Annotated in this window: 18 protein-coding genes; 5 read left to right on the top strand and 13 right to left on the bottom strand. The window is 70.8% G+C overall.

The window, feature by feature from the left end:
- Positions 1-113: 113 nt before the first annotated feature.
- The 7 genes from ACFVT2_RS41610 to ACFVT2_RS41580 form a co-directional block, all read right to left on the bottom strand.
- Positions 114-1,679, bottom strand: coding sequence for an MFS transporter (locus ACFVT2_RS41610; RefSeq protein ID WP_390027217.1), 1,566 nt, complete (start codon positions 1,677-1,679; stop codon positions 114-116).
- A 127-nt stretch (positions 1,680-1,806) separates the two neighbouring features.
- On the bottom strand, positions 1,807-2,829 hold the full coding sequence (gene fbaA, locus ACFVT2_RS41605; RefSeq protein ID WP_390027214.1) for a class II fructose-bisphosphate aldolase: 1,023 nt from the start codon (positions 2,827-2,829) through the stop codon (positions 1,807-1,809).
- A 250-nt stretch (positions 2,830-3,079) separates the two neighbouring features.
- Positions 3,080-3,622, bottom strand: a complete 543-nt coding sequence (pyrE, locus tag ACFVT2_RS41600) for an orotate phosphoribosyltransferase (protein ID WP_390027211.1) — start codon at positions 3,620-3,622, stop codon at positions 3,080-3,082.
- A 53-nt stretch (positions 3,623-3,675) separates the two neighbouring features.
- Positions 3,676-4,521, bottom strand: coding sequence for an aldose 1-epimerase (locus tag ACFVT2_RS41595; RefSeq protein ID WP_390027208.1), 846 nt, complete (start codon positions 4,519-4,521; stop codon positions 3,676-3,678).
- 94 nt (positions 4,522-4,615) lie between these two features.
- Positions 4,616-5,563 (bottom strand): carbon monoxide dehydrogenase subunit G, encoded by a 948-nt coding sequence (locus ACFVT2_RS41590; protein ID WP_390027205.1) that lies wholly within the window; start codon positions 5,561-5,563, stop codon positions 4,616-4,618.
- A gap of 131 nt (positions 5,564-5,694) precedes the next feature.
- Positions 5,695-7,437: a polyamine aminopropyltransferase gene (locus ACFVT2_RS41585; RefSeq protein ID WP_390027202.1), complete on the bottom strand. Its 1,743-nt coding sequence runs from the start codon at positions 7,435-7,437 to the stop codon at positions 5,695-5,697.
- A gap of 134 nt (positions 7,438-7,571) precedes the next feature.
- Positions 7,572-8,090: a DUF2617 family protein gene (locus ACFVT2_RS41580; RefSeq protein WP_390027199.1), complete on the bottom strand. Its 519-nt coding sequence runs from the start codon at positions 8,088-8,090 to the stop codon at positions 7,572-7,574.
- A gap of 966 nt (positions 8,091-9,056) precedes the next feature.
- Here ACFVT2_RS41580 and ACFVT2_RS41575 point away from each other — a divergent pair.
- On the top strand, positions 9,057-10,235 hold the full coding sequence (locus tag ACFVT2_RS41575) for a pyridoxal phosphate-dependent aminotransferase (protein ID WP_390027196.1): 1,179 nt from the start codon (positions 9,057-9,059) through the stop codon (positions 10,233-10,235).
- Positions 10,236-10,399: 164 nt separating this feature from the next.
- Here the strand turns inward: ACFVT2_RS41575 and ACFVT2_RS41570 are convergent, their stop codons facing one another.
- Entirely contained in the window at positions 10,400-10,936 is a 537-nt protein-coding gene (locus ACFVT2_RS41570; RefSeq protein ID WP_390027193.1) for a YbjN domain-containing protein, read from the bottom strand.
- A 121-nt stretch (positions 10,937-11,057) separates the two neighbouring features.
- Complete coding sequence (gene clpB / locus ACFVT2_RS41565; protein WP_390027190.1) at positions 11,058-13,715, bottom strand: ATP-dependent chaperone ClpB; 2,658 nt, start codon at positions 13,713-13,715, stop codon at positions 11,058-11,060.
- 191 nt (positions 13,716-13,906) lie between these two features.
- On the opposite strand from clpB, the gene ACFVT2_RS41560 reads away from it, so the two are divergent.
- The 3 genes from ACFVT2_RS41560 (at position 13,907) to ACFVT2_RS41550 (ending at position 15,850) form a co-directional block, all read left to right on the top strand.
- Positions 13,907-14,488 carry a Uma2 family endonuclease gene (locus tag ACFVT2_RS41560; RefSeq protein ID WP_390027187.1) on the top strand — a complete coding sequence of 194 codons (582 nt, stop codon included), beginning with the start codon at positions 13,907-13,909 and terminating at the stop codon, positions 14,486-14,488.
- Between the two features lie 42 nt (positions 14,489-14,530).
- Entirely contained in the window at positions 14,531-14,935 is a 405-nt protein-coding gene (locus ACFVT2_RS41555) for a pyridoxamine 5'-phosphate oxidase family protein (protein ID WP_390027184.1), read from the top strand.
- Between the two features lie 510 nt (positions 14,936-15,445).
- Complete coding sequence (locus ACFVT2_RS41550) at positions 15,446-15,850, top strand: hypothetical protein (protein ID WP_390027181.1); 405 nt, start codon at positions 15,446-15,448, stop codon at positions 15,848-15,850.
- 78 nt (positions 15,851-15,928) lie between these two features.
- Here ACFVT2_RS41550 and ACFVT2_RS41545 read toward each other — a convergent pair whose 3' ends face one another.
- Genes ACFVT2_RS41545 through dnaK form a run of 4 tightly spaced genes read right to left on the bottom strand, consistent with a single transcriptional unit; the run spans position 15,929 to position 20,152 of the window.
- Positions 15,929-16,384 carry a heat shock protein transcriptional repressor HspR gene (locus ACFVT2_RS41545; protein ID WP_390027178.1) on the bottom strand — a complete coding sequence of 152 codons (456 nt, stop codon included), beginning with the start codon at positions 16,382-16,384 and terminating at the stop codon, positions 15,929-15,931.
- A gap of 1 nt (position 16,385) precedes the next feature.
- Positions 16,386-17,564 (bottom strand): molecular chaperone DnaJ, encoded by a 1,179-nt coding sequence (dnaJ, locus tag ACFVT2_RS41540; protein ID WP_390027175.1) that lies wholly within the window; start codon positions 17,562-17,564, stop codon positions 16,386-16,388.
- A 45-nt stretch (positions 17,565-17,609) separates the two neighbouring features.
- The gene (gene grpE / locus ACFVT2_RS41535; protein ID WP_390027172.1) at positions 17,610-18,296 is read right to left on the bottom strand and encodes a nucleotide exchange factor GrpE; all 687 of its coding nucleotides are present in this window, start codon (positions 18,294-18,296) and stop codon (positions 17,610-17,612) included.
- Positions 18,293-20,152: a molecular chaperone DnaK gene (gene dnaK / locus ACFVT2_RS41530; protein ID WP_390027169.1), complete on the bottom strand. Its 1,860-nt coding sequence runs from the start codon at positions 20,150-20,152 to the stop codon at positions 18,293-18,295. The genes grpE and dnaK overlap by 4 nt, the downstream gene beginning before the upstream one ends.
- A 333-nt stretch (positions 20,153-20,485) precedes the next feature.
- Between dnaK and ACFVT2_RS41525 the strand changes: the two genes are divergently transcribed.
- Positions 20,486-22,756 carry a (Fe-S)-binding protein gene (locus tag ACFVT2_RS41525; RefSeq protein ID WP_390027166.1) on the top strand — a complete coding sequence of 757 codons (2,271 nt, stop codon included), beginning with the start codon at positions 20,486-20,488 and terminating at the stop codon, positions 22,754-22,756.
- Positions 22,757-22,935: the final 179 nt, after the last annotated feature.

The raw sequence follows: 22,935 nt of genomic DNA, 5'->3' as shown, positions 1-22,935 counted from the left end.
GTCCGGCACACCCCCACCCCACAGACCCGTCCCCTCCCGTGAGTGGGTGGAATTCCGGTGGGTGGGGGCTTGGGTGAGTGGGCTGCCGCGGGTGAGTGGGCCCCTGTCGGTGGTTACGGGGGTGGAGGGGGCTGGTTCGTGGTGTGTTCGCCGGGGTCCAGGGGTGGGGCGGTGACGCCGCAGTGGTAGGTGCACTCGGCGTGGCACGGCTCGGCGGTCTCGGGTTCGGTGGGGTGGAGGACGTCGCTGCGGACGGTCAGCCAGGCGATCAGGGCGCCGACCAGCAGCACCGCGGCGCACAGGGGCATGGCGCGGCGGAAGGCCGCGGCGAACGCCGGGGCCGAGCGGTACGCCTCCGGGCCCATCCCTGCGAGGAGTGGCAGTGCGGCCACCGCCACCAGTCCGGCGGCCCGGGCCGCCGCGTTGTTGATACCGCTGGCCAGGCCGGCCCGGTCGACGTCCACCGACGCCAGCACGGTGGCGGTGAGCGGGGCGACCAGGGTCACCATCCCGGCGCCCAGCACCACCAACGCCGGCAGCACGTCGACGACGTAGGACGTATTGGGGCCCACCCGGGTCATCAGCAGCATGCCGGCCGCGCAGAGCACCGGGCCGACGGTGAGCGGGATCCGCGGTCCGATCCGCTGGCCCAGTTCGCCGGAGCGGGCCGACAGCAGCAGCATCAGCACGGTCGTGGGCAGCAGCGCGGTGCCGGCCTGGAGCGCCGAGTAGCCGGCGACGACCTGGAGCTGGAGCACGGAGAGGAAGAAGAACCCGCCGAACGCGGCGTAGACGCACACCGTCACCGCGTTGACGGCGCTGAACTGGCGGTTCGCGAAGATCTTCGGCGGCAGCATCGGATCGGCCCGCCGCCGTTCGACCCGGAGGAAGACCGCGCCGAGCAGCACCCCGGCCACCGCGGGCACGATCACCCCGGGTGCGGCGCCCCGCCCCGGTGCCGCGATCAGCGCGTAGGTGACGCCGGCCAGGGCCAGCGCGCCCAGGACCGCCCCGGCCACGTCGAAGCCGTGCGCCCCGCCCGCCCCCCGCTCGCGGGTCTCGGGGACGTGCCGCAGCGCGATCGGCACGCAGGCCGCCGCCACCGGCACGTTCAGGAAGAACACCCAGCGCCAGCCGGCCCCGTCCACCAGCCAGCCGCCGACGAACGGGCCGATCGCCGCGGCCACCCCGCCCAGACCGGACCAGGCGCCGACCGCCCGGGCCCGGTCGTCGGGGTGGAAGACCGCCTGGATCAGGGCGAGGGAGCCGGGCGTGAGCAGTGCGCCGCCGACGCCCTGGAGCGCCCGGGCGGTGATCAGCACCCCCGGGCCCGGCGCCAGCCCGCACAGCAGCGAGGCCACCGCGAACCACACGACGCCGATGACGAACACCCGGCGCCGGCCGAACCGGTCGCCCAGCGCCCCGCCCAGCAGGATCAGCGCGGAGAGGGTGAGCATGTAGGCGGTGACCGTCCACTGGAGCACCGCCAGGTCCGCGTTGAGGTCCGCGCCGATCCTCGGCAGCGCGACATTGACGACCGTGCTGTCCAGCATCGCCATGCCCGAGCCGAGGACGGTGGTGGTCAGCACCCAGCGGCCCTGCGACGAGGCCAGCCGGACCCGGCCCGGCGCGCTCCCGGCCACCGCCCCGCCCGGCTCACTCCTGGCCGGATCATCCATACGGTGAGCATGCCCCGTTCCGCGGCCGCCCGCTCCCCGGCCGGCGACGACGGTGCCCCGGACGCCGCAGGGCCCCGCAACCGGTACGGCTGCGGGGCCCTGCGGAAGCCGCTGAGCGGCCCGACGCCTACTTGAGCTTGGTGCCCGTGGAGCGCAGGTTGGCGCACGCCTCGGTGACGCGCTTGGCCATGCCGGCCTCGGCCAGCTTGCCCCAGCTGCGCGGGTCGTAGGTCTTCTTGTCGCCGACCTCGCCGTCGACCTTCAGCACGCCGTCGTAGTTGCGGAACATGTGGTCCGCGACCGGGCGGGTGAAGGCGTACTGGGTGTCGGTGTCGAGGTTCATCTTGACCACGCCGTTCTCCAGCGCGGTGGCGATCTCCTCCTCGGTGGAGCCGGAGCCGCCGTGGAAGACGAAGTCGAACGGAGCGGTCTTGCCGTACTTGGCGCCGACGCCCTGCTGGAGGTCCTTCAGCAGCTCGGGGCGGAGCACGACGTTGCCCGGCTTGTAGACGCCGTGGACGTTGCCGAAGGAGGCGGCGAGCAGGTAGCGGCCCTGCTCGCCCAGGCCCAGCGCCTCGGCGGTGCGCAGCGCGTCCTCGACGGTGGTGTAGAGCTCGTCGTTGATCTCGTGGGTGACGCCGTCCTCCTCGCCACCGGTCGGGGTGATCTCGACCTCAAGGATGATCTTGGCGGCGGCGGCGCGGGGCAGCAGCTCCTGCGCGATGGCCAGGTTGTCGGCGAGGGTCTCGGCCGAGCCGTCCCACATGTGCGACTGGAAGAGCGGGTTGCGACCGGCCTTGACGCGCTCCTCGGAGATCGCGATCAGCGGGCGGACGTAACCGTCCAGCTTGTCCTTGGGGCAGTGGTCGGTGTGCAGCGCGACGTTGACGCCATACTTCTCGGCGACCACGTGCGCGAACTCGGCGAGCGCCACCGCACCGGTGACCATGTCCTTGCTGTACTGGCCGCCCAGGAACTCCGCACCACCGGTGGAGATCTGGATGATGCCGTCGCTCTCAGCCTCGGCGAAACCGCGCAGCGCCGCGTGCAGCGTCTGCGTGGAGGTCACGTTGATGGCCGGGTAGGCGAACTTGCCTGCCTTCGCCCGGTCCAGCATCTCGTTGTAGACCTCAGGGGTTGCGATGGGCATCTGTCCGCTCCTTGTGTGTGCGGGGTGTGCGTTCTTGGCCCTGACCAGGGGGCGACGACTTCGCCGTGGCACATCTTCCCAGACTCACTGGATTGCTCCACATCGCCCGGGCGGCCGCTGCCCGCGAAGAGCGCGCTGTTTCACGTGAAACCGGGCCCGGTGTTTCACGGGAAAACCTGCCCCAGGTTTCACGTGAAACACCGAGCCCGGGGCAACGTCGCAGGTCAGTGAGAACGACCCGATCGGGTCGTCAGTTCAGGCCGAGATCGTCGAGCTGGTAGCCGGTGAGGTACCGCAGCCCGGCACCGGCGATGGCCGAAGCGGCGCCGCGGTCAACGATCGTCGCAACCGCAACCACCTCGGCGCCGGCCTCCCGCGCCGCCTCGACGGCGGTCAGCGGCGAACCACCGGTGGTCGAGGTGTCCTCGACGACCAGGACCCGACGGCCCTTGATGTCCGGGCCCTCGATCCGGCGCTGCATGCCGTGCGCCTTCTGCGCCTTGCGGACGACGAAGGCGTCCAGCCGGCGACCACGCGCGGCGGCGGCGTGCAGCATCGACGTCGCCACCGGGTCGGCGCCGAGCGTAAGCCCGCCGACCGCGTCGAAGTCCAGATCGGCGGTGAGGTCGAGCATCAGCTGACCGACCAGCGGCGCCGCCTCGCTGTCGAGGGTGATCCGGCGCAGGTCGATGTAGTAGTCGGCCTCCTTGCCGGAGGAGAGCGTCACCTTGCCGTGCACCACGGCCTTGTCCTTGATCTGCTGCAGCAGCTCGCCGCGCACGTCGTCAGTCATGCGCACGAGCTTAGAGCCTGCCCTAGGACAGCCCTCACCACGGCGTCCGCCGGCTACAGGGCGCGCCAGCTCCAGGTCGTCGAGACCTCCAGCGGGTCGATCGGGGTGACCAGACGGGAGGCGGTGTTCAGACCGTTCGGCGGGCCGGACTGCGGCTCGACGCAGACCGCCTCGTCCTGCTCGTCGTAGACCACGACCCATTCGGCGCGGCTGGACACCGTCAGCTGGAGCCGTCCCGGCCAGGTGAGCGTCACCTCGACGCCGCGCGGCATGCCGAAGCAGTCGTCCCACGGCCCGGGCTGCGGCGTGATCCGGCGGCCGGTCGGAAGGTGGTCCGGCCCCCGCTCCTCCTGCCACTCGGGGGCGAAGTCGATCCGGACGTCCTCGCCCTCGCCGAGGTTGCGCAGGAACCACGGGTGCCAGCCGGCCTGCGCCGGGAACGAGTCGCCGATCGCCTCGACTCCCATGGTGAGCGTGAGCGAACCGCCGTCCTCGGCCAGTTCGACGAGCTGGGTGACGGTGCCCGGGTAGGGCCAGGGGGCCGCGGGGTCGGTCAGCTCGTAGGTGAAGGCCGCCGCGGTGTCGCTGGTCCGCGCGGTGCGCCAGCGGAGGTCGCGGCCGGTGCCGTGGATGGCGTGCGGCGGCGAGTTGACCGGCATCTGGTGGAGTTCGCCGCCGTTGCGGAACCGCCCGTGGTCGATCCGGCCGCACCACGGGACCATCGGGAAACTGCCGTACTTGGCGCCCTGCCGCAGCAGCTCCGTGCCGCCGACGCGCAGGCTGCCGAGCCGGCAGCCGTGGTCCGGGTGAACGGTCAGTTCGGCGTCCCCGGCGGACAGCTGTACGCCGTCCGCGCCGCGCTCCCGCGCCGTGCTCTGCGTGGTGTTCTCGGTGCTCACGGAAGCGACCCTAACGGTGCGACCGTCTGCACGCCGGGACCCGGGCGCCGGCCGGCCCGCGCCGACGCCCCGGCCACGCCCGCGGACCGCCCGGTCACCGGCGTCGCCGCAGCACCCGCCCGACCACCACCGCCGAGGCCAGCACCACCGCGGCGGCGGGCGCCGCCCAGCGCAGCGGCACCGAACTCCCGCCGGGCTCCGGCGCGGGCACCGGCGCGTACCGGCCGCGCGGCGGAGCGTGGTCGACCTCCTCCGCACTGCGCCCGATCATCGTCCGGCGGGCGTGCGCGGCCTCCGCCGGCGCGGTCTCGGGCACCTCCTCCGGACCGCCGGGGACGCCGAGCCCGTCCTCGTCGTCGTCCCCGAAGGGAGCCACCTCGGGGACGTCGTCCGCCGCGAGGTCGGCCGGCTCGTCGGGGTCCGCCACCACGCTGACGTCGTCCTCCGCGTCACTGAGCGGATCGAGCGACGGCGGCGGTACCTCGGTGTCGAAGACGCTCTGCGGCACCGGTCCGGGGGCCTCCTCCGACGCCGCCGCGACCGGCCGGTCCGTCAGATCCGCCGCGAGGTTCTCCGCGAAGCGGTCCAGCAGCCGCCGCCCGGCGGTCGCCACGGACTGGTCGTCGGCGGCGGCCAGCCGGCCCTCGCTGCGGACCGTGCCGGCGCACACCAAGGACGTCCCGGGGCCGGGCTCGGAGGCCGGGGCGAGCCGTACGGTCAGCGTCAGCGTCACGGTCCCCTCGCCCCGGGTCTCGGTACCGCTCGCCTCGATGGTCACCACGGTGGCCTCGTCGCCGGTCGCCGCGGAGTCGTCCTCCGCGCCGCCCCCCGGGCCGTCGGCCGAGCCGCCGCTGACCGTCAGCGCACCGCGGTAGGTGATGGTGGAGCCCCCGACGCGCAACCGCAGCCGCCCCTCGGGGCGGTATGGGGCCGCATCGGCGTCGAGTTGGACTCCTGGGACACAGCGCGCCACGCGCTCCGGTTCGGTGAGCGCCTGCCGCACGGTCCGGACGGGAAACGGAACGTACACCTCATGCTCCATGGCATGGGAGCCTACCCAGCACCCGCGGCGCCCGTGCCCGCTGCGGCGCGAACTTTTCGCGGGCGGCCCCGGACCGGCCCGCACCGCACCGGCCGGATCCGCGCCCCGCCGTGGTGGGCGCCCCCGCTCGCTCACTGGAGATACCGGGGATGCATCAGCGTCGAGGGCGGCAGCCCGGGGATCCGCTCCCGCAGCTCCCGCCGCCAGCCGGCCCGCAGCTCGCTCAGGGGGACGACGGCGGGCGGGGCGTCCGGGGCCGTGCCGAGCCGCGGCGGTCGCCGGGCGGCCAGGACGAAGCCCCAGTACCGCTCCCCGTCCGACGGCGGGGCGCCCGGCCCCCGGTCGTCCGTACCGGGCCGGCCCGACTGGGGGACCTGCGCGACCGAGCGGTCCGGGCCGCCCGAGAAGTCCGCCCACCGGCCGGGGATCCCGTACGGCAGGGTCGCCAGGCCCATCGAGCGCAGCGTCGCCACCACCGTCCAGTACGTCCGTGGCCGGGCGCGCGGCGGCCCGGCGTGCACCACCAACCGGCCGTCGGCGGCCAGCACCCGCGCGGCGAGGCCGTAGAACTCCTGGGAGTACAGCTTGGTGCTGGCGGTGATCCCGGGGTCGGGGAGGTCGGAGACGATCACGTCGTAGGGCGCCGGCCGCCGCCCGCCCGAAGGGCCTTGCCCGCGCAGCCAGTTGAAGGCGTCGGCGGAGACCACCCGCACCCGGGGATCGCCGAACGCGTGGCGGTTGAGGTCGGACAGCCCCGGGTCGGTGCGCGCCAGCCGCACCACCTCGGGATCGATCTCGACGACCGTCACCGACCGGACTGTGCGGTAGCGCAGCAGCTCGCGCACGGCCAGGCCGTCACCGCCGCCCAGGACCAGCACCCGGCCGTGCGGACCGCCCGACATCACGGGGCCGACCAGCGCCTGGTGGTAGACGCGTTCGTTCTCCGAGCTGACCTTCAGCCGCCCGTCGAGGAACAGCTCCAGCGGTCTGCCGGAACCTTTCCTCCCCCGTCCCGAGCCGGCTCCGCCCTCACGCGCACCACCCACGCCGCCGGTCAGCACCACCTCCTGGACGCCGGTCTGCTCGGCGACCCGGGCCTGCGCCCCGTACACCGCCCGGCGGGCGGCCTGCTCGAACGGCCCGGCCAGCGCTATCCCCGCACCCAGCAGCGCGAGCACCAGCGCGTTGACGCCGAACAGCGCCCAGCGGGCCCGGGTGGTCAGATCGTGGCCGAAGAGCCACAGCACCAGCACCGCACCGGCGAGGAGGTTGACCGCCCCGGTGACCAGCGCCCCCGTCAACTGCCCCAAGCAGGGCAGCAGAAGGAAGGGGAAGGCCAGTCCGCCGACCAGCGCGCCGACGTAGTCCGCGGCGAACAGGTCGGCCACCGCGCCGCCCGGGTCCTGCCGGCGCACCCGCTGGATCAGCGTCATCAGCAGCGGTATCTCGGCGCCGATGAGCACGCCGATGCCCAGCGAGAAGCCGACGAGCGCGATACGGGGCTGGCCGAACCAGGCGAAGCAGGCGTAGAGCGCCATCGCGGAGCCGCCGCCGACCAGCGCCAGCACCGCCTCGACCGCGCCGAAACCGACCGCGGCCCGGCAACGCAGCCGCTTGGCCAGCAGCGCCCCGACGCCCATCGCGAAGACCATGAAGGACAGCACGACCGACGCCTGGGTGACCGAATCGCCGACCAAGTAGCTCGCCAGGGCGACCAGTTCGAGCTCGTAGACCAGGCCGCAGGCCGCGCAGATGAAGACCGCGGCGAGCACCAGCAGCCGACCGAGCCCGGACGGCACCGGCAGCCGCGCCGGCGTCAGGGCCTCCGGCGGCCCGAGCGCGGCGGCTACGAGGGGCTCTGGCGGGTCGATCATGACATGAACGCTACGTGACGTTCTGGTGGCCCTATGTCACCCACACGAGTGCAGTCTGCGTGCGGCGCACACCAGTTGAAGGACCAACGGAGATGACGCCCCGCACCCCCTCCGAGCCCCCGGCACCACCGCCGTCAGGCGGCGACCGCCGCCCGCACCCCCACCCGCGTACGGGTGGCCACCAGCCGCCCTTCCTGCGGATACGCGTGCCAGGTGCGCCACCGCACCTGCCCCTGCCGCCGCTGCGCCAACATCGCGGTGAAGGCGTGCGGCGAACCGGGGAAGGTGCCGGCGAGACCGTGCGGATGCTCGGCGACCAGCGCCAGCAACTCCTGTGCCCGGCCGGCGAACGAACCGCGGGAGAGCGTCTCGACGTGCGCGGCGAACTCGTACTCCCAGTCGCCCAGCCGCTTGGCCACACCGAGCGGCAGCGGCGTGCTGCTGCCCGGCATACAGGCGACGGTCTCGGAACAGTTGCCGTGCTCCTCTTCGAGCAGCACCTGATGCGAAGCCCCGAGCAGCCTCAACTGCACTCGGGCGTCGTCGAGTTGGAGGTCCAGTACGGCCAGCGCCGGCAGGGGTTCCCTGCCCAGCGCCCAGGCCAGGTCGGATGCGCGGGTATCGGTGTACGCCGTCTTCAGAGTGGTGAGCATGGGTCGGCTCCGCAAGCACGCAGTGGATGGTGGGCCGGCCCGCCCGAGATGGGGATCAGGGATGAACGTCTGCCTGCCGGCTCGTGCCCACGCGGGGTCCGAGAACTGGGGGATTCTCAAGGGAGAGGGAATCACGGATGGTGTGGCGTCCACAGCGTTTTTACCCATCTTCGCCCTGGTTTCCATCCCCTAGAGGGCCATGCAGTTCACCTGTTCAACACCCCATCGCACAACGGGTGTTGGATCAATTCACGCCACGCGCCGGACGCATATGCGAGGCCGCATGAGCTGGCCGCATGTGTGCCGGCGCAGCGGCGCGCGGAGCCGTCGCGCGACGGCCGGACAAGTCGTGAAAAGCGTCGTGCCCACGGCCGCGGACGGGTGCGTTCCGCAGTCGTGGGCACATGCGTACGAGTGCCTGTCGGGGCGTCTCAGCGCCCCCTGGCGCCCCTCTCAGGAACCGCCACCGCAGCCACCCCCACCGCCGCAGGAAGAGCCCCCGCCGCAGGAGTGTCCGCCGTGATGGCCGCCCCCGCCGCACGAGGAGTGGTGATGATGGTGCCCGCCGCTCGAAACGGAGCCGCCACCGCCGGCCACCCACCAACTCCCCCCACTCCCACTGCTGTTGCTGCCACGGCGGGACGCCTTGTACCCGTTGGAGCTGCCGTACGAGCGGCGCCCCTTGCGCGAGCCGCCCCGCGCGGCCGCGGCCACCACCGCCAGCACGACGATCACCATCACAGCGAACACCATGAATCCCGACATCTTTGCCCCACTCTCCTTCCGTTCCCCCGAAGCGAGGCATCGCTCCGTCGGCGCCCCGTGCGCCGCCACGGCGCCGTCCCGCGCCGCAAGGCCGCCCTGGCCGGCGGCCGCCCTCGTCCTTGGTGCGGGGCTGATGCCCGGCCCCCTGGCGGCTCAAAGCACAGTTGAGGAACTCCAGAGGTTCGACGGAGGATGGCGCGCATGGACCGACCGCTGCTCAACCGACGCCTCGCCGCATTCGGCACCACGATCTTCGCCGAGATGTCGGCGCTCGCCCAACGCACCGGCTCCATCAACCTCGGCCAGGGCTTCCCCGACGCCGACGGCCCGGAGGAAGTCCGGGAGGCCGCGGTGCGCGCCCTCCGCGACGGCCGCGGCAACCAGTACCCGCCCGGCCCCGGCATCCCCGAACTGCGCACCGCCGTCGCCGCCCACCAACAGCGCTTCTACGGGCACCTCGGACTGTCCTACGACCCCGACACCGAGGTCCTGGTCACCGCCGGCGCCACCGAGGCCATCGCCGCCTCGCTCCTCGCCCTGGTCGAACCGGGCGACGAGGTCATCGCGCTGGAGCCGTACTACGACTCGTACGCCGCCTGCATCGCGATGGCCGGCGGCCACCGCGTTCCGGTGACCCTGCGCCCGTCCGCGGAGACCGGCACGTACCACCTCGATCTCGACGAGTTCCGCGCCGCCATCACCGACAACACCCGACTCATCCTCCTCAATACTCCCCACAACCCCACAGGCACCGTGCTCTCCCGTGACGAGCTCGCCGCCATCGCCGCGCTGGCCGTCGAGCACGACCTCCTGGTCGTCGCCGACGAGGTCTACGAGCACCTGGTCTTCGAGGGCGAGCACCTGCCGCTGGCGTCGTTCCCCGGTATGCGCGAGCGCACCGTCACCATCAGCTCGGCCGGCAAGACCTTCTCGTTCACCGGCTGGAAGGTCGGCTGGGTCACCGCCTCCCCCGCGCTGATCACCGCGGTCCGCTCCGCCAAGCAGTTCCTCACCTACGTCTCGGCCGGCCCCTTCCAGTACGCCGTGGCCGAGGCGCTGGCCCTGCCCGACTCCTACTTCACCGGGCTCCGCGAGGACCTGCGCGCCAAGCGCGACATCCTCGCCGCCGGCCTCACCGACGCCGACTTCCAGGTCTTCCGCCCGGCCGGCACCTACTTCATCACCACCGACATCCGCCCCCTCGGCGCAACGGACGGCTTCGCCTTCTGCCGCGCCCTCCCCGAACGCGCCGGCGTCGTCGCCATCCCCAACGCCGTCTTCTACGACCACCAGGACCAGGGCGCGCCCTTCGTCCGCTTCGCCTTCTGCAAGAGCGTCGCCGTCCTGGAGGAGGCGGCGGGACGGCTGAAGCGGCTGTGACCGACGCCGCTGCCGGTCCCTGTTCCGGTCCCTTACCGGAGCGGGGCGGGGGTGTGGCGGCGGTGCCGCTGTGAGCCGGGGCGGGCCCGCCCCGGGGCGGACATGACGCGGGCCCCGAACCGACGGGTCGGTTCGGGGCCCGGGCAGCCGGGGCGGACGGGGCTCTACGCCTCGTCGTCGCCCGGCTTCTCGTCGGAGTCGCCTTCGATCTCGGCTTCCAGGCCGAGCTGCTCGACGATCCACTTGTCGAATTCGATCGAGGCACGCACCCAACTGACCGTGCTCGACACAAAGTGTTCGAGCGCGACACCGGTGCCGACCAGCATCGATGCCTCACCGATCAGACGGACGCTGCCGTCGTCGTGGGTGTGGGTGTACACCTTGGGCCAGAGCGTCCGACGGTTCCAGTCGTCGATGGCCTCCAGCAGCTTCAACTTTTCGTCGATGCCGTGGACGCGGTCGTAGAACGTGCGGACGGAGAAGATCTCCTGCTCTTCCTCACCGCGGAACATGAAGTACGTGCGGAACTGCTCCCACGGGGCGGCGAGGTCACCCTCCTCGTCGACGACGTACTTCAGCTCCATCTGCTCAAGAAGCTGCTTGACCAGGTCCTGGTCGGGGACGACGGGACCATCAGGCCCCGACGGCTGCGGTTCGGGCTGGCCCCCGAAATTCGGAATCGAGGACGGGTCGATGCTCACCGTGGAATTCCCTTCGTATGGTCCTTGCCATCCTCCCCCATACGCGCCCGGTCCTGGCAAGCCCGGACCGCTGACCGGCGCGTACGGGGGTCGGCGGGAGGGTCGTGCGGCCGCCGAACCCTCAGGCCGTGGGGCGGACCGCCTCGACCGACAGGCCCTCGCCGTCGCTGTCCACGTCCACCCGGACGGTGTCCCCGTCTAGCACGTCGCCGGCCAGGATGGCGCGCGCCAGCTGGTCGCCGATGGCGCTCTGGACCAGGCGGCGCAGCGGACGGGCACCGTAGGAGAGGTCCGGGGCCGGGGCGCCTGCGACCGGTTGCTGGCCGAGCCAGGCGAGCCAGGTCAGCGCCCGGTCGGTGACGTCGAGGGTGAGTCGGCGGTCGGCCAGGCGGCTCTGGAGGTGGTCCAGCTGGATCCGGGCGATCCGCTCCAGCTGCTCCGTGCCGAGCGGGTGGAAGACGACCAGGTCGTCCAGGCGGTTGAGGAATTCGGGGCGGAACGCGCTGCGGACCGTCTGAAGCACCTTCTCCTTCTTCTGCTCCTCCTTCAGCAGCGGGTCCATCAGGAAGTTCGAGCCGAGGTTGGAGGTGAGTATGAGGATGGTGTTGCGGAAGTCGACGGTACGGCCCTGGCCGTCCGTGAGACGCCCGTCGTCGAGCACCTGGAGGAGGATGTCGAAGACCTCGTGGTGCGCCTTCTCCACCTCGTCCAGCAGCACGACGCTGTACGGGCGGCGGCGGACCGCCTCGGTGAGCTGGCCGCCCTCCTCGTAGCCGACGTAGCCGGGGGGCGCGCCCACCAGCCGGGCCACGCTGTGCTTCTCGCCGTACTCCGACATGTCGATCCGGACCATCGCCCGCTCGTCGTCGAACAGGAAGTCCGCCAGCGCCTTGGCCAGCTCGGTCTTGCCGACGCCGGTCGGGCCGAGGAAGAGGAACGAGCCGGTGGGCCGGTCCGGGTCGGCGATCCCGGCGCGGGTGCGGCGCACCGCGTCGGAGACCGCGCGGACCGCCTCGCTCTGGCCGATCAGCCGCTTGCCGAGCTCCTCCTCCATACGCAGCAGCTTCTGCGTCTCGCCCTCCAGCAGGCGCCCGGCCGGAATGCCCGTCCAGGCACCGACCACGTCCGCGATGTCGTCCGGGCCGACCTCCTCCTTGACCATCGACTCCATGGCGCCGCCGGTGTCCTTGGCCGCCGACTGCTCGGCCTCCGCCCGGGCGGCCTCCTCCAATTCCCGCTCCAGGCCGGGAATCTCCCCGTACAGCAGCTTGGAGGCGGTGTCGAAGTCGCCGTCGCGCTGGGCGCGTTCGGCCTGGCCGCGCAGGTCGTCGAGGCGCTCCTTCAACTCACCGACGCGGTTGAGGCTCTGCTTCTCCTTCTCCCAGCGCGCGGTCAGACCGCGCAGCTCCTCCTCCTTGTCGGCGAGGTCCTTGCGCAGCTTCTCCAGCCGCGCCACGGAGCCGGCGTCGGTCTCGTTGCGCAGCGCCAGTTCCTCCATCTTCAGCCGGTCCACGGCGCGCTGGAGCTCGTCGATCTCGACCGGGGACGAGTCGATCTCCATCCGGAGCCGGGAGGCGGCCTCGTCGACCAGGTCGATGGCCTTGTCGGGGAGGAAACGGGAGGTGATGTAGCGGTCGGAGAGGGTGGCCGCGGCGACCAGTGCGGAGTCGGCGATCTGGACCTTGTGGTGCGCCTCGTAGCGTCCCTTGAGGCCGCGCAGGATCGCCACCGTGTCCTCGACGGTCGGCTCGGCGACCAGCACCTGCTGGAAGCGCCGCTCCAGCGCCGGGTCCTTCTCGATCCGCTCGCGGTACTCGTCCAGGGTGGTGGCGCCGACCATCCGCAGCTCACCGCGTGCCAGCATCGGCTTGAGCATGTTGCCCGCGTCCATGGCCGAGTCGCCGCCGGCGCCCGCGCCGACGACGGTGTGCAGCTCGTCGATGAAGGTGATGATCTGGCCGTCGCTGGCCTTGATCTCGGCCAGGACGGTCTTCAGCCGCTCCTCGAACTCACCGCGGTACTTCGCGCCCGCGACCATCGCGCCCAGGTCCAGCGCGACCAGCCGCTTGTTGCGCAGCGACTCGGGGACGTCGCCCTTGACGATCCGCTGGGCCAGCCCCTCGACGACCGCGGTCTTGCCGACGCCCGGCTCACCGATCAGCACCGGGTTGTTCTTCGTCCGGCGGGAGAGCACCTGCACCACCCTGCGGATCTCCTGGTCCCGGCCGATGACCGGGTCGAGCTTGCCCTCCCGGGCCGCCGCGGTGAAGTCCGTACCGAACTTCTCCAGCGCCTTGTACGTGCCCTCCGGGTCCGGGGTGGTCACCCGCTGCCCGCCGCGACTGGCCTCGAAGGCCGCCAGCAGCTTCTTGGCGCTGGCACCCTGCTGTTCCAGCAGCTCACCGGTACGGCCGCCCTTGGCCGCGATGCCGATGAGCAGGTGCTCGGTGGAGATGTACGCGTCGCCCAGCTCCTTGGCGCGCTGGGCGGCGTCCGCGATGACGGCGAGCAGCTCGCGGTCCGGCTGCGGCGGGGCCACCGTCGAACCCTGGACGCTGGGCAGCCCGGCCAGCTGCCGCTCGGCGCCGGACCGCAACTGGGCGGCGTCCGCCTCGACGGCCGCCAGCAGGTCCATGATGTTCGCGTTGTCGTCGGCCCGCCCCGCTAGCAGCGCGAGCAACAGATGCGCGGACGTCATGTCCGCGTGCCCGGCGGTGATCGCCCGCTCATTGGCGGCGCTCAGCGCCTCCCGGCTCTTGTTGGTCAGCTCGGCGTCCACGTCTTCCTGGTCCTCCTCGTGCGTTCCGGCGCTCCGCGCGCTCCCCTAATCCAATCCTGCCTTGCTCAACGTACGATAAGTTGAGTCTATTCCACTCAAGCCTCACTCGTGCGAGCGAAACCGCCTCGGAATATGCCCGTGTCACTGTCCTCATCGAGCAACACTGGTCTCCGACCACAAGGAGGTGCAGCATGACGGCTATGGCACACGAGCCGATGCCCACGCAGGACGACTCCCTCCTCAAGGGCTTTCTGGCCCTGGAAACTCCGACAGGCTTCCGGGCCGAGCTCATCGAGGGGGAGATTGTCGTGACACCGCCGACGGATGGCGACCATGAGGACTACCTGGGCATCATCGGCAGGCAGGTGACACGAAGGTCCGCGACCGACATGCAGATCTCGGGGTACAAGGGACTCGTCCTTCCCAGCGCGGACGACCAGCCCGCGGACCACGTGATCCCCGACGCCACCATCGCCCCGTACGCGATGCGTCTCTTCCGGGGTGCGGAGCCATGGATGCCCAGCGACGGCGTCGCCATGGTCGTCGAGGTGACATCGAGCAGGCCCCGCAACGACCGTGTCGCCAAGCGCCACGCCTACGCACGCGCTGCCATTCCGCTCTATCTTCTCGTCGACCGCAGCAAGTCCGCGGTCACGGTCTTCAGCGAGCCGAAGGGCGACGACTACCTCACCACCCACACCGCCCCCTTCGGCGATCCCCTCCCCCTCCCCGCCCCCTTCTCCTTCGACCTGGAGACCACCGACTTCCTCTGATCCCCTGCCGGGCCCCGCACCGCGCCAACTACCCTGGCCCCCATGGCCCACGACCTGAGCGCGCTGTCCCCCGAGTACCTCGCCTTCTGGGGCGAGTACCAGATGCCGACCCTCACGACCCTGCGGGCCAACGGCACCCCGCACGTCGTCCCGGTCGGTGTCACCTATGACGCCGGGCAGCGGATCGCGCGGATCATCACCCGCAAGGACAGCACCAAGGTCAAGAACGTCCTCGCCGCCGGCGCCGACGGGGCGCGGGTGGCGGTGTGCCAGGTGGACCGCGGTCGCTGGGCGACCCTGGAGGGCGTCGCCCGGGTGCGGACGGACGCGGAGACGGTGGCCGACGCGGTGCGCCGGTACGCCGAGCGGTACGGCCGGACCCCGGAGCCCAACCCCGACCGCGTGATGATCGAGATCGCGGTGACGAAGGCCCTCGGCCGGGCCTGAGCGCCCGCCCCACCCCGCGACACCACACCCGCCTCACCAGCACCAGCACCGCCGCCGAATCGGCCGTCCACCGGCCCGCGTTCACTGCCGGCACGGCTACCGGCCACCCAGCCACCACACACAGGTCCGGACCTGGCCGAAACCGCATCCTCCAGATCCGTCATCCGGCGCCCACCTGGTACTCAAGAACGGCAGGAACCGAACACCTCCGCACATCGACGAGCGGCATCGGCCCTGTCCCAGGCAAAAGACGGCAGCTGGAGGCCGCATGGCGTCGGTATCGGGCAACACGACGACCGTTCCGCGCCGCCTACCCAGGAAACGGACGGCCCGACCCCGCCCCTCCGCCGAGAGCTGCCCCCGGTGCGGAGGCCAGTTGGCCGTGAATCAGGACGGCTGGAAGATCTGCCATGCCTGCGGATATGCCTCGCCGCCCGGCGCAGCCCCTCCTCCCCGGGCCCTTGGCGGGGGTATCGTCGCCCCCACAGTCGCCACGCCCCGGAGGGCACGATGAACTCGGTCCGAGTGACGGCGATCGCCTGCCTGATGCCGCTGTCCGAGCTGGACGAGGATCCGTTCCTGGTCGATGACCGCAGCCAGCACGCCATGTGCAAACAGTGGGCGGCAGCCCGTGACTACCGCCTGACCTGCCAGCTCAGCCTGCACCAGCTGCGCGCCGACCACAGCGCGCTGTGGCGCGACGTCGAAGAGGGCCTGGTCGACGTGTTCGTGACGCCCAACCGCCGGGCGCTGGAGTCCGCCATCGACGGCGCCGACGAGTTCACCGCACGGTGCGCGGCGGCGGGCGTCCGACTGGAGACCACCGACCTGGACGAACCGGTCTACACCCTGGCGATGAAGTCGCACGTGCACCGCCGGCTGTCGATGCCGACGGCCGGGTACAACGGCTGCTGACCGCACGGAGCCGACAACGACATGCGAAGGGCCGGGGTGGTGTGTCCACCCCGGCCCTTCATCGCGTCCGCTACGGCGTCATTCCGACGGCCGCTTGGGCCGCCAGACCACCAGCGCGCTGGTCTGCTGCACGTCCTGATACGGCACCAGGTCGCGGCGGTAGGAGGCGTGCACCGCCGCCTCCCGCTGCCGCATCGTGCTGGCCGCGCCCTCCAGGGCGCCCTGGAGTTCGGCGACCCGCTGCTGGAGGGCCGCGACCTGGTTCTCCAGCTCGATGATGCGCTTGATGCCGGCGAGGTTGATGCCCTCCTCCTGCGACAACTGCTGGACGGTGCGCAGCAGTTCAATGTCGCGGGCGGAGTAGCGGCGCCCCCGACCGGCCGTGCGGTCGGGAGAGACCAGGCCCAGGCGGTCGTACTGCCGCAGGGTCTGCGGGTGCAGGCCGGAGAGTTGGGCCGCGACGGAGATGACGTACACCGGCGATTCGTCGGTCAGTTCATAGGGGTTACGACGCTGCCCGCCCCGGCTGTCCATCTCATGCTCCCTTCGCGGCCTGGAACAGCTCCGTCCGCGGGTCCGGGCCCGCGGTCGCCTCGCGATAGGACTCCAGCGCTTCCTTCGCCTTGTCGCCGAGGTCCCCGGGAACGACCACCTCTATGGTGACCAGCAGGTCACCGCGGGTGCCGTCCTTGCGGGCCGCGCCCTTGCCGCGGGCCCGCATCGTGCGTCCGTTGGGGGTGCCGGCCGGCAGCTTCAGCGTGACCGGCGGGCCGCCCAACGTCGGCACCTTGATCTCACCGCCGAGCGCGGCCTCCGGGAAGGTGACCGGCACCGTGACGGTGAGGTTGTCGCCCTTGCGGCCGAAGACCGGGTGGTCGTCGACGTGGACGACCACGTACAGGTCGCCGGCCGGGCCGCCGTGCTCGCCCGGGGCGCCCTTGCCGCGCAGCCGGATGCGCTGCCCGTTCGAGACGCCGGCGGGGATGCGGACCTGCATCGTGCGGGCGCTGGACGCGCGCCCGCTGCCCTTGCAGACCTCGCAGGGCTCCTGGGCGATCAGGCCGCGGCCCTTGCAGTCGGCGCACGGGTCGGTGAGCGAGAAGCCACCGCCCGCGCCCCGGCTGACCTGGCCGGTGCCGACGCAGGTCGGGCAGACCCGAGGCGTACCGTTTTTGTCGCCGGTGCCGGAACACGCTTTGCAGGGCGCCTGGCTGGACATCCGCAGCGGGACCGTGGCCCCGTCGACCGCCTCGGTGAAGCTGAGCGTCACCTCGGACTCGATGTCCTGGCCGCGGCGCGGCTGCGTACGGGTGGTGGAGCCGCCGCGGTTGAAGAGGCCGCCGAAGACGTCCCCGATCCCGCCGCCGAAGCCACCGGACCCGCCGGAACCGCCCGCGCCCCCGGCGCCCCCGAAGAGGTCGCCGAGGTCGAAGTTGAAGCTTCCGCCCCCGCCGGGGCCGGGCCGGAAGCCGCCGTTGCCGAACAGCGCCCGTGCCTCGTCGTACTCCTTGCGACGCTTGGCGTCGCCGAGCACGTCGTTGGCCTCGGAGATCTCCTTGAAGCGCTCCTCGGCCTTGGCGTCGCCCTTGTTGGCGTCCGGGTGGAACTCGCGGGCGAGCTTGCGGTACGCCTTCTTGATCTCCGCCTCGGTGGCGTCCTTGGGGACGCCGAGGACCTTGTAATAGTCCTTCTCGACGAAGTCCTTGGTGCTCATCCTCGACGTCCCTCCTTCCGGGCGGTTCTCTCGTCGGCCCGTACGTCAGCCCTTGTCCGGGCCACCGCTCTCCTTGTCCGCAGCCTTGGCACCCTTGGCTCCCTTGCCGCCCTTGGCGCCCTTGGTCTCCTTCTCGGAGGCGGACTTGGCGTTCTGCGTGCCCGGCTGCGGCTCGGCGACCGCGACCCGCGCGGGGCGGATCGTGCGCTCACCGATGCGATACCCGGGCTGCAGGATGGCGACGCATGTCGTCTCCGTGACATCGGGCGCGTACGAGTGCATCAGCGCTTCATGGATCATCGGGTCGAAGGGCTCGCCCTCCTTGCCGAACTGCTGAAGACCGAGCTTGGCGGCCACGGTCTCCAGCGACTCGGCCACCGACTTGAAGCCGCCGACCAACTCGCCGTGCTCCCGGGCCCGACCGATGTCGTCGAGCACCGGAAGGAGATCGGACAGCAGGTTCGCCGCGGCGATCTCCTTGACCGTCACCCGGTCGCGCTCCACCCGGCGGCGGTAGTTCTGGTACTCCGCCTGGAGTCGCTGGAGGTCGGCGGTGCGCTCGTTGAGTGCGGTGCGCACCTGGTCCAACTGGGCCTGGAGCGCTACGTCCTGGACGTCCCCGGCCGGGGCCGAGCCCGCCTTGTCGGCGGACTCGGCCTGTGCCGCGTCTTCGGAAGCGGCATCGGAAGGGACGTCGGGCTTCTCGTCGAAGCCCGGGGTCTCCTCCGTCACGCCGCACCGTCCTTCTTCGGCTTCTCGTCGTCGACGATCTCGGCGTCGACGACGTCGTCCTCGGCCTTGGCCTGCTGGCCACCGGCGGCGGCACCCTCGGCACCGGCCGCACCCTGGGCCGCCTGGGCGTCGGCGTACATGGCCTGGCCCAGCTTCTGGGAGACGGCCGCGACCTTCTCGGAGGCGGTCTTGATCTCCGCGGTGTCCTCGCCCTTGAGCTTTTCCTTCAGCTCACCGACGGCGGACTCGACCTCGGTCTTGACCTCGGCGGGCACCTTGTCCTCGTTGTCCTTGAGGAACTTCTCGGTCTGGTAGACCAGCTGCTCGCCCTGGTTGCGGGTCTCGGCGGCCTCGCGGCGCTTGTGGTCCTCGTCCGCGTAGCGCTCGGCCTCCTCACGCATCCGGTCGACCTCGTCCTTCGGCAGCGAAGAGCCGCCGGTGACGGTCATCTTCTGCTCCTTGCCCGTGCCCAGGTCCTTCGCGGTCACGTGCATGATGCCGTTGGCGTCGATGTCGAAGGAGACCTCGATCTGCGGGACGCCACGCGGGGCCGGCGGCAGACCGGTCAGCTCGAACATCCCGAGCTTCTTGTTGTACGCCGCGATCTCGCGCTCGCCCTGGTAGACCTGGATCTGCACGGACGGCTGGTTGTCCTCGGCCGTGGTGAAGATCTCCGAGCGCTTGGTCGGGATCGTGGTGTTGCGCTCGATCAGCTTGGTCATGATGCCGCCCTTGGTCTCGATGCCGAGGGACAGCGGGGTGACGTCCAGCAGGAGGACGTCCTTGACCTCGCCCTTGAGGACACCGGCCTGGAGGCTGGCGCCCATGGCGACGACCTCGTCCGGGTTGACGCCCTTGTTGGCGTCCTTGCCGCCGGTCAGCTCCTTGACGAGCTCGGCGACGGCGGGCATCCGGGTCGAGCCGCCGACCAGGACCACGTGGTCGATCTCGGACAGCGCGATGCCGGCGTCCTTGATCACGTTGTGGAACGGGGTCTTGCAGCGGTCGAGCAGGTCCGCGGTGAGCTGCTGGAACTGCGAGCGCGTGAGCTTCTCGTCCAGGTGCAGCGGGCCCTCGGCGGAGGCGGTGATGTAAGGCAGGTTGATCGTCGTCTCGCTGGACGACGACAGCTCGATCTTCGCCTTCTCCGCGGCCTCGCGCAGGCGCTGGAGCGCCATCTTGTCCTTGGCGAGGTCGACGCCGTGACCGTTGGCGAACTGCTTGACCAGGAAGTCGACGACGCGCTGGTCCCAGTCGTCACCACCGAGGTGGTTGTCACCGTTGGTGGCCTTCACCTCGACGACGCCGTCGCCGATCTCCAGCAGCGACACGTCGAAGGTGCCGCCACCGAGGTCGAAGACGAGAATGGTCTGGTCTTCCTTGTCCAGGCCGTAGGCCAGGGCGGCGGCGGTGGGCTCGTTGACGATGCGCAGGACGTTGAGGCCCGCGATCTCACCGGCCTCCTTGGTGGCCTGGCGCTCGGAGTCGTTGAAGTACGCCGGGACGGTGATGACCGCGTCGGTGACCTTCTCGCCGAGGTAGGACTCCGCGTCCCGCTTCAGCTTCTGCAGGATGAACGCAGAGATCTGCTGCGGGTTGAAGTCCTTCTCGTCGACGTTGATCTTCCAGTCAGTGCCCATGTGACGCTTGACCGACCGGATCGTCCGCTCGACGTTGGTCACCGCCTGGCGCTTGGCGACCTCGCCGACCAGCACCTCGCCGTTCTTGGCGAAGGCGACGACGGACGGCGTGGTCCTGGCGCCCTCGGCGTTGGTGATGACGGTGGGCTCACCGCCTTCGAGAACACTGACGACAGAGTTAGTCGTGCCCAGGTCGATGCCGACCGCACGTGCCATTTCGATTCCTCCAGCTGACTTGAGTGGAACAGGCTCAAGAGTGCAACACCGATTCGGACCTGTCAACAGACCTGAGTCGAGCGCACTCAACTTTTATGTATCTCTTATCCTCACCAGGCCATTCCGGAGGACGCCAGGGGCGGTCGACCGGTTGCCCGCGCGACACAGATCACCGGCCGGGCGCCTTCATGGGGCCCGGAATACTGGGTAACCTCAGCGCAGACCCAAAAAGTTACCGCTTAGTAATTCCGCTCAGGATCTCCGCGCCCGGCCGTTCCGATCGCGCGGATCCCTCCGATTTCGCCCGCTCTCGCAGGTCCGAGGAGCCCCCAAATGCAACTCGCCGCGATCATCGTGTCGCTGGTCCTAATCGCGGTCGGCGTCGCGCTGTTCGGCCGTGCCATCCTGCAGATCTTCCGCCAGGTCCGGCTCGGCCAGCCCGTGCCCGCCGGTTCCCGCACCGACGAGCCCGTGCAGCGCACGGTCACCGTGGCCAAGGAGTTCCTCGGCCACACCCGGATGAACCGCTGGGGCGTCGTCGGCGTGGCGCACTGGTTCGTGGCGGTGGGCTTCCTGTCGCTGCTGCTGACGATCGTCAACGCCATCGGCCAGCTCTTCAAGGCCGACTGGATCCTGCCGATCATCGGCAACTGGCTTCCCTGGGAGCTGTGGGTCGAGGGCATGGGCACCCTGACGACCGTCGGCATCGTCGTCCTGATCGTCATCCGGCAGCTGAACCGGCCGGGCGGGGCGGGCCGCAAGTCCCGCTTCGCGGGCTCCAACACGGGCCAGGCGTACTTCGTCGAGTCCGTCATCCTCATCGTCGGCATCTGCATCTTCTCGCTGCACGCCCTGGAGGGCGCCCAGCACGGCGTCGACCACTACGAGCCCGCGTACTTCCTCTCGTACCCGCTGGTCGCGGCGTTCAAGGGGATGAGCGTCGGCACGCTGCAGAACCTCACCTACTTCTTCGCCGGCGTGAAGATCGCCACCTCGTTCATCTGGATGATCACGGTCGCCCTCAAGACCGACATGGGCGTGGCCTGGCACCGGTTCCTGGCCTTCCCCAACATCTGGTTCAAGCGCGAGGCGGACGGCGGCACGGCGCTGGGCGCGCTCCAGCCGATGACGTCGGCGGGCAAGCCGATCGACTTCGAAGACCCGGGCGAGGACGACCAGTTCGGCGTCTCCCAGGTCGAGCACTTCTCGTGGAAGGGCCTGCTGGACTTCTCCACCTGCACCGAGTGCGGTCGCTGCCAGTCGCAGTGCCCCGCCTGGAACACCGGCAAGCCGCTCTCCCCCAAGCTGCTGATCATGTCGCTGCGCGACCACGCGCACGCCAAGGCGCCGTACCTGCTCGCCGGCGGCGGCAAGGACGCCGAGGGCAACGAGAAGGCGACCGAGGAGCAGCTCAAGGACGTCCCGGCCGCCGCCCTCGCCGAGGCCGAGCGCCCGCTGATCGGCACCCTTGAGGAGAACGGGGTCATCGACCCCGACGTCCTGTGGTCCTGCACCACCTGCGGCGCCTGCGTCGAGCAGTGCCCGGTCGACATCGAGCACGTCGACCACATCGTCGACATGCGCCGCTACCAGGTCATGATCGAGTCCGCGTTCCCGTCCGAGGCGGGCACGATGCTCAAGAACCTGGAGAAGAAGGGCAACCCCTGGGGCCTGGCCAAGAAGCAGCGTCTGGCCTGGACCAAGGAGGTCGACTTCGAGATCCCGGTCGTCGGCAAGGACATCGAGGACCTCACCGAGGTCGACTACCTCTACTGGGTCGGTTGCGCCGGCGCCCTGGAGGACCGCGCCAAGAAGACCACCAAGGCGTTCGCCGAGCTGCTGCACATCGCGGGCGTGAAGTTCGCGATCATGGGCGGCGACGAGGCGTGCACCGGTGACTCCGCCCGCCGTCTGGGCAACGAGTTCCTCTTCCAGCAGCTCGGCCAGCAGAACGTCGAGGCCCTGAACACGGCCTTCGGCGAGGACAGCGAAGACGAGTCGACGAAGAAGCCCAAGGCGTCGAAGAAGATCGTCGCGACCTGCCCGCACTGCCTCAACACGCTCGGCAACGAGTACCCGCAGCTCGGCGGCGACTACGAGGTGATCCACCACACGCAGCTGCTCCAGCACCTCGTCGACGAGGGCAAGCTCGTCCCGGTCACCCCGGTCGAGGGCATCATCACGTACCACGACCCGTGCTACCTGGGCCGCCACAACAAGATCTACACGCCGCCGCGCGAGATCATCGGCAAGGTCCCGGGCCTGCGGAACGAGGAGATGCACCGCCACAAGGAGCGCGGCTTCTGCTGCGGCGCCGGCGGCGCGCGGATGTGGATGGAGGAGCGGATCGGCAAGCGCATCAACAACGAGCGCGTCGACGAGGCCCTCTCGCTCAACCCCGACATCGTCTCGACGGCCTGCCCGTTCTGCCTGGTCATGCTGACGGACTCCGTCAACGGCAAGAAGAACGACGGCAAGGCCAAGGAGTCCATCCAGGTCGTGGACGTCGCCCAGCTGCTGCTGGACTCCGTCAGGACGCCGATGGATCCGCCGTCGGACGAGGCGGAGCCGGCGGATGCACCGGAGCCGGAGCCGGTGAAGTAACCCTCGGCACAGAATGAAGACGGCCGGTCCCCTCAGGGGCCGGCCGTCTTCCTTTTAGCCACCGCCCCCGCACCAGCCCCTCCACACGAAGCCCATCCGCCCTTTTCCCACCCACTCACGGGAGGGGACGGGTCTGTGGGGTGGGGGTGTGCCGGACGTAAAGCGAAGCAGTCCGGCAC

This window comes from Streptomyces sp. NPDC058000 (genome assembly GCF_042886435.1).
In the GTDB taxonomy this organism is placed as follows: Bacteria; Actinomycetota; Actinomycetes; order Streptomycetales; family Streptomycetaceae; genus Streptomyces.
This window is presented reverse-complemented; position numbering and strand designations above follow the sequence as displayed.

Coding starts and splice junctions, on each gene's coding strand:
- ACFVT2_RS41545 (WP_390027178.1), bottom strand. CDS start 16,384: ATGGACAGCCGGGGCGGGCAGCGTCGTAACCCCTATGAACTGACCGAC.
- ACFVT2_RS41590 (WP_390027205.1), bottom strand. CDS start 5,563: ATGGAGCATGAGGTGTACGTTCCGTTTCCCGTCCGGACCGTGCGGCAG.
- dnaJ (WP_390027175.1), bottom strand. CDS start 17,564: ATGAGCACCAAGGACTTCGTCGAGAAGGACTATTACAAGGTCCTCGGC.
- ACFVT2_RS41575 (WP_390027196.1), top strand. CDS start 9,057: ATGGACCGACCGCTGCTCAACCGACGCCTCGCCGCATTCGGCACCACG.
- ACFVT2_RS41560 (WP_390027187.1), top strand. CDS start 13,907: ATGACGGCTATGGCACACGAGCCGATGCCCACGCAGGACGACTCCCTC.
- ACFVT2_RS41610 (WP_390027217.1), bottom strand. CDS start 1,679: ATGGATGATCCGGCCAGGAGTGAGCCGGGCGGGGCGGTGGCCGGGAGC.
- fbaA (WP_390027214.1), bottom strand. CDS start 2,829: ATGCCCATCGCAACCCCTGAGGTCTACAACGAGATGCTGGACCGGGCG.
- pyrE (WP_390027211.1), bottom strand. CDS start 3,622: ATGACTGACGACGTGCGCGGCGAGCTGCTGCAGCAGATCAAGGACAAG.
- ACFVT2_RS41550 (WP_390027181.1), top strand. CDS start 15,446: ATGAACTCGGTCCGAGTGACGGCGATCGCCTGCCTGATGCCGCTGTCC.
- ACFVT2_RS41555 (WP_390027184.1), top strand. CDS start 14,531: ATGGCCCACGACCTGAGCGCGCTGTCCCCCGAGTACCTCGCCTTCTGG.
- ACFVT2_RS41585 (WP_390027202.1), bottom strand. CDS start 7,437: ATGATCGACCCGCCAGAGCCCCTCGTAGCCGCCGCGCTCGGGCCGCCG.
- dnaK (WP_390027169.1), bottom strand. CDS start 20,152: ATGGCACGTGCGGTCGGCATCGACCTGGGCACGACTAACTCTGTCGTC.
- ACFVT2_RS41580 (WP_390027199.1), bottom strand. CDS start 8,090: ATGCTCACCACTCTGAAGACGGCGTACACCGATACCCGCGCATCCGAC.
- ACFVT2_RS41525 (WP_390027166.1), top strand. CDS start 20,486: ATGCAACTCGCCGCGATCATCGTGTCGCTGGTCCTAATCGCGGTCGGC.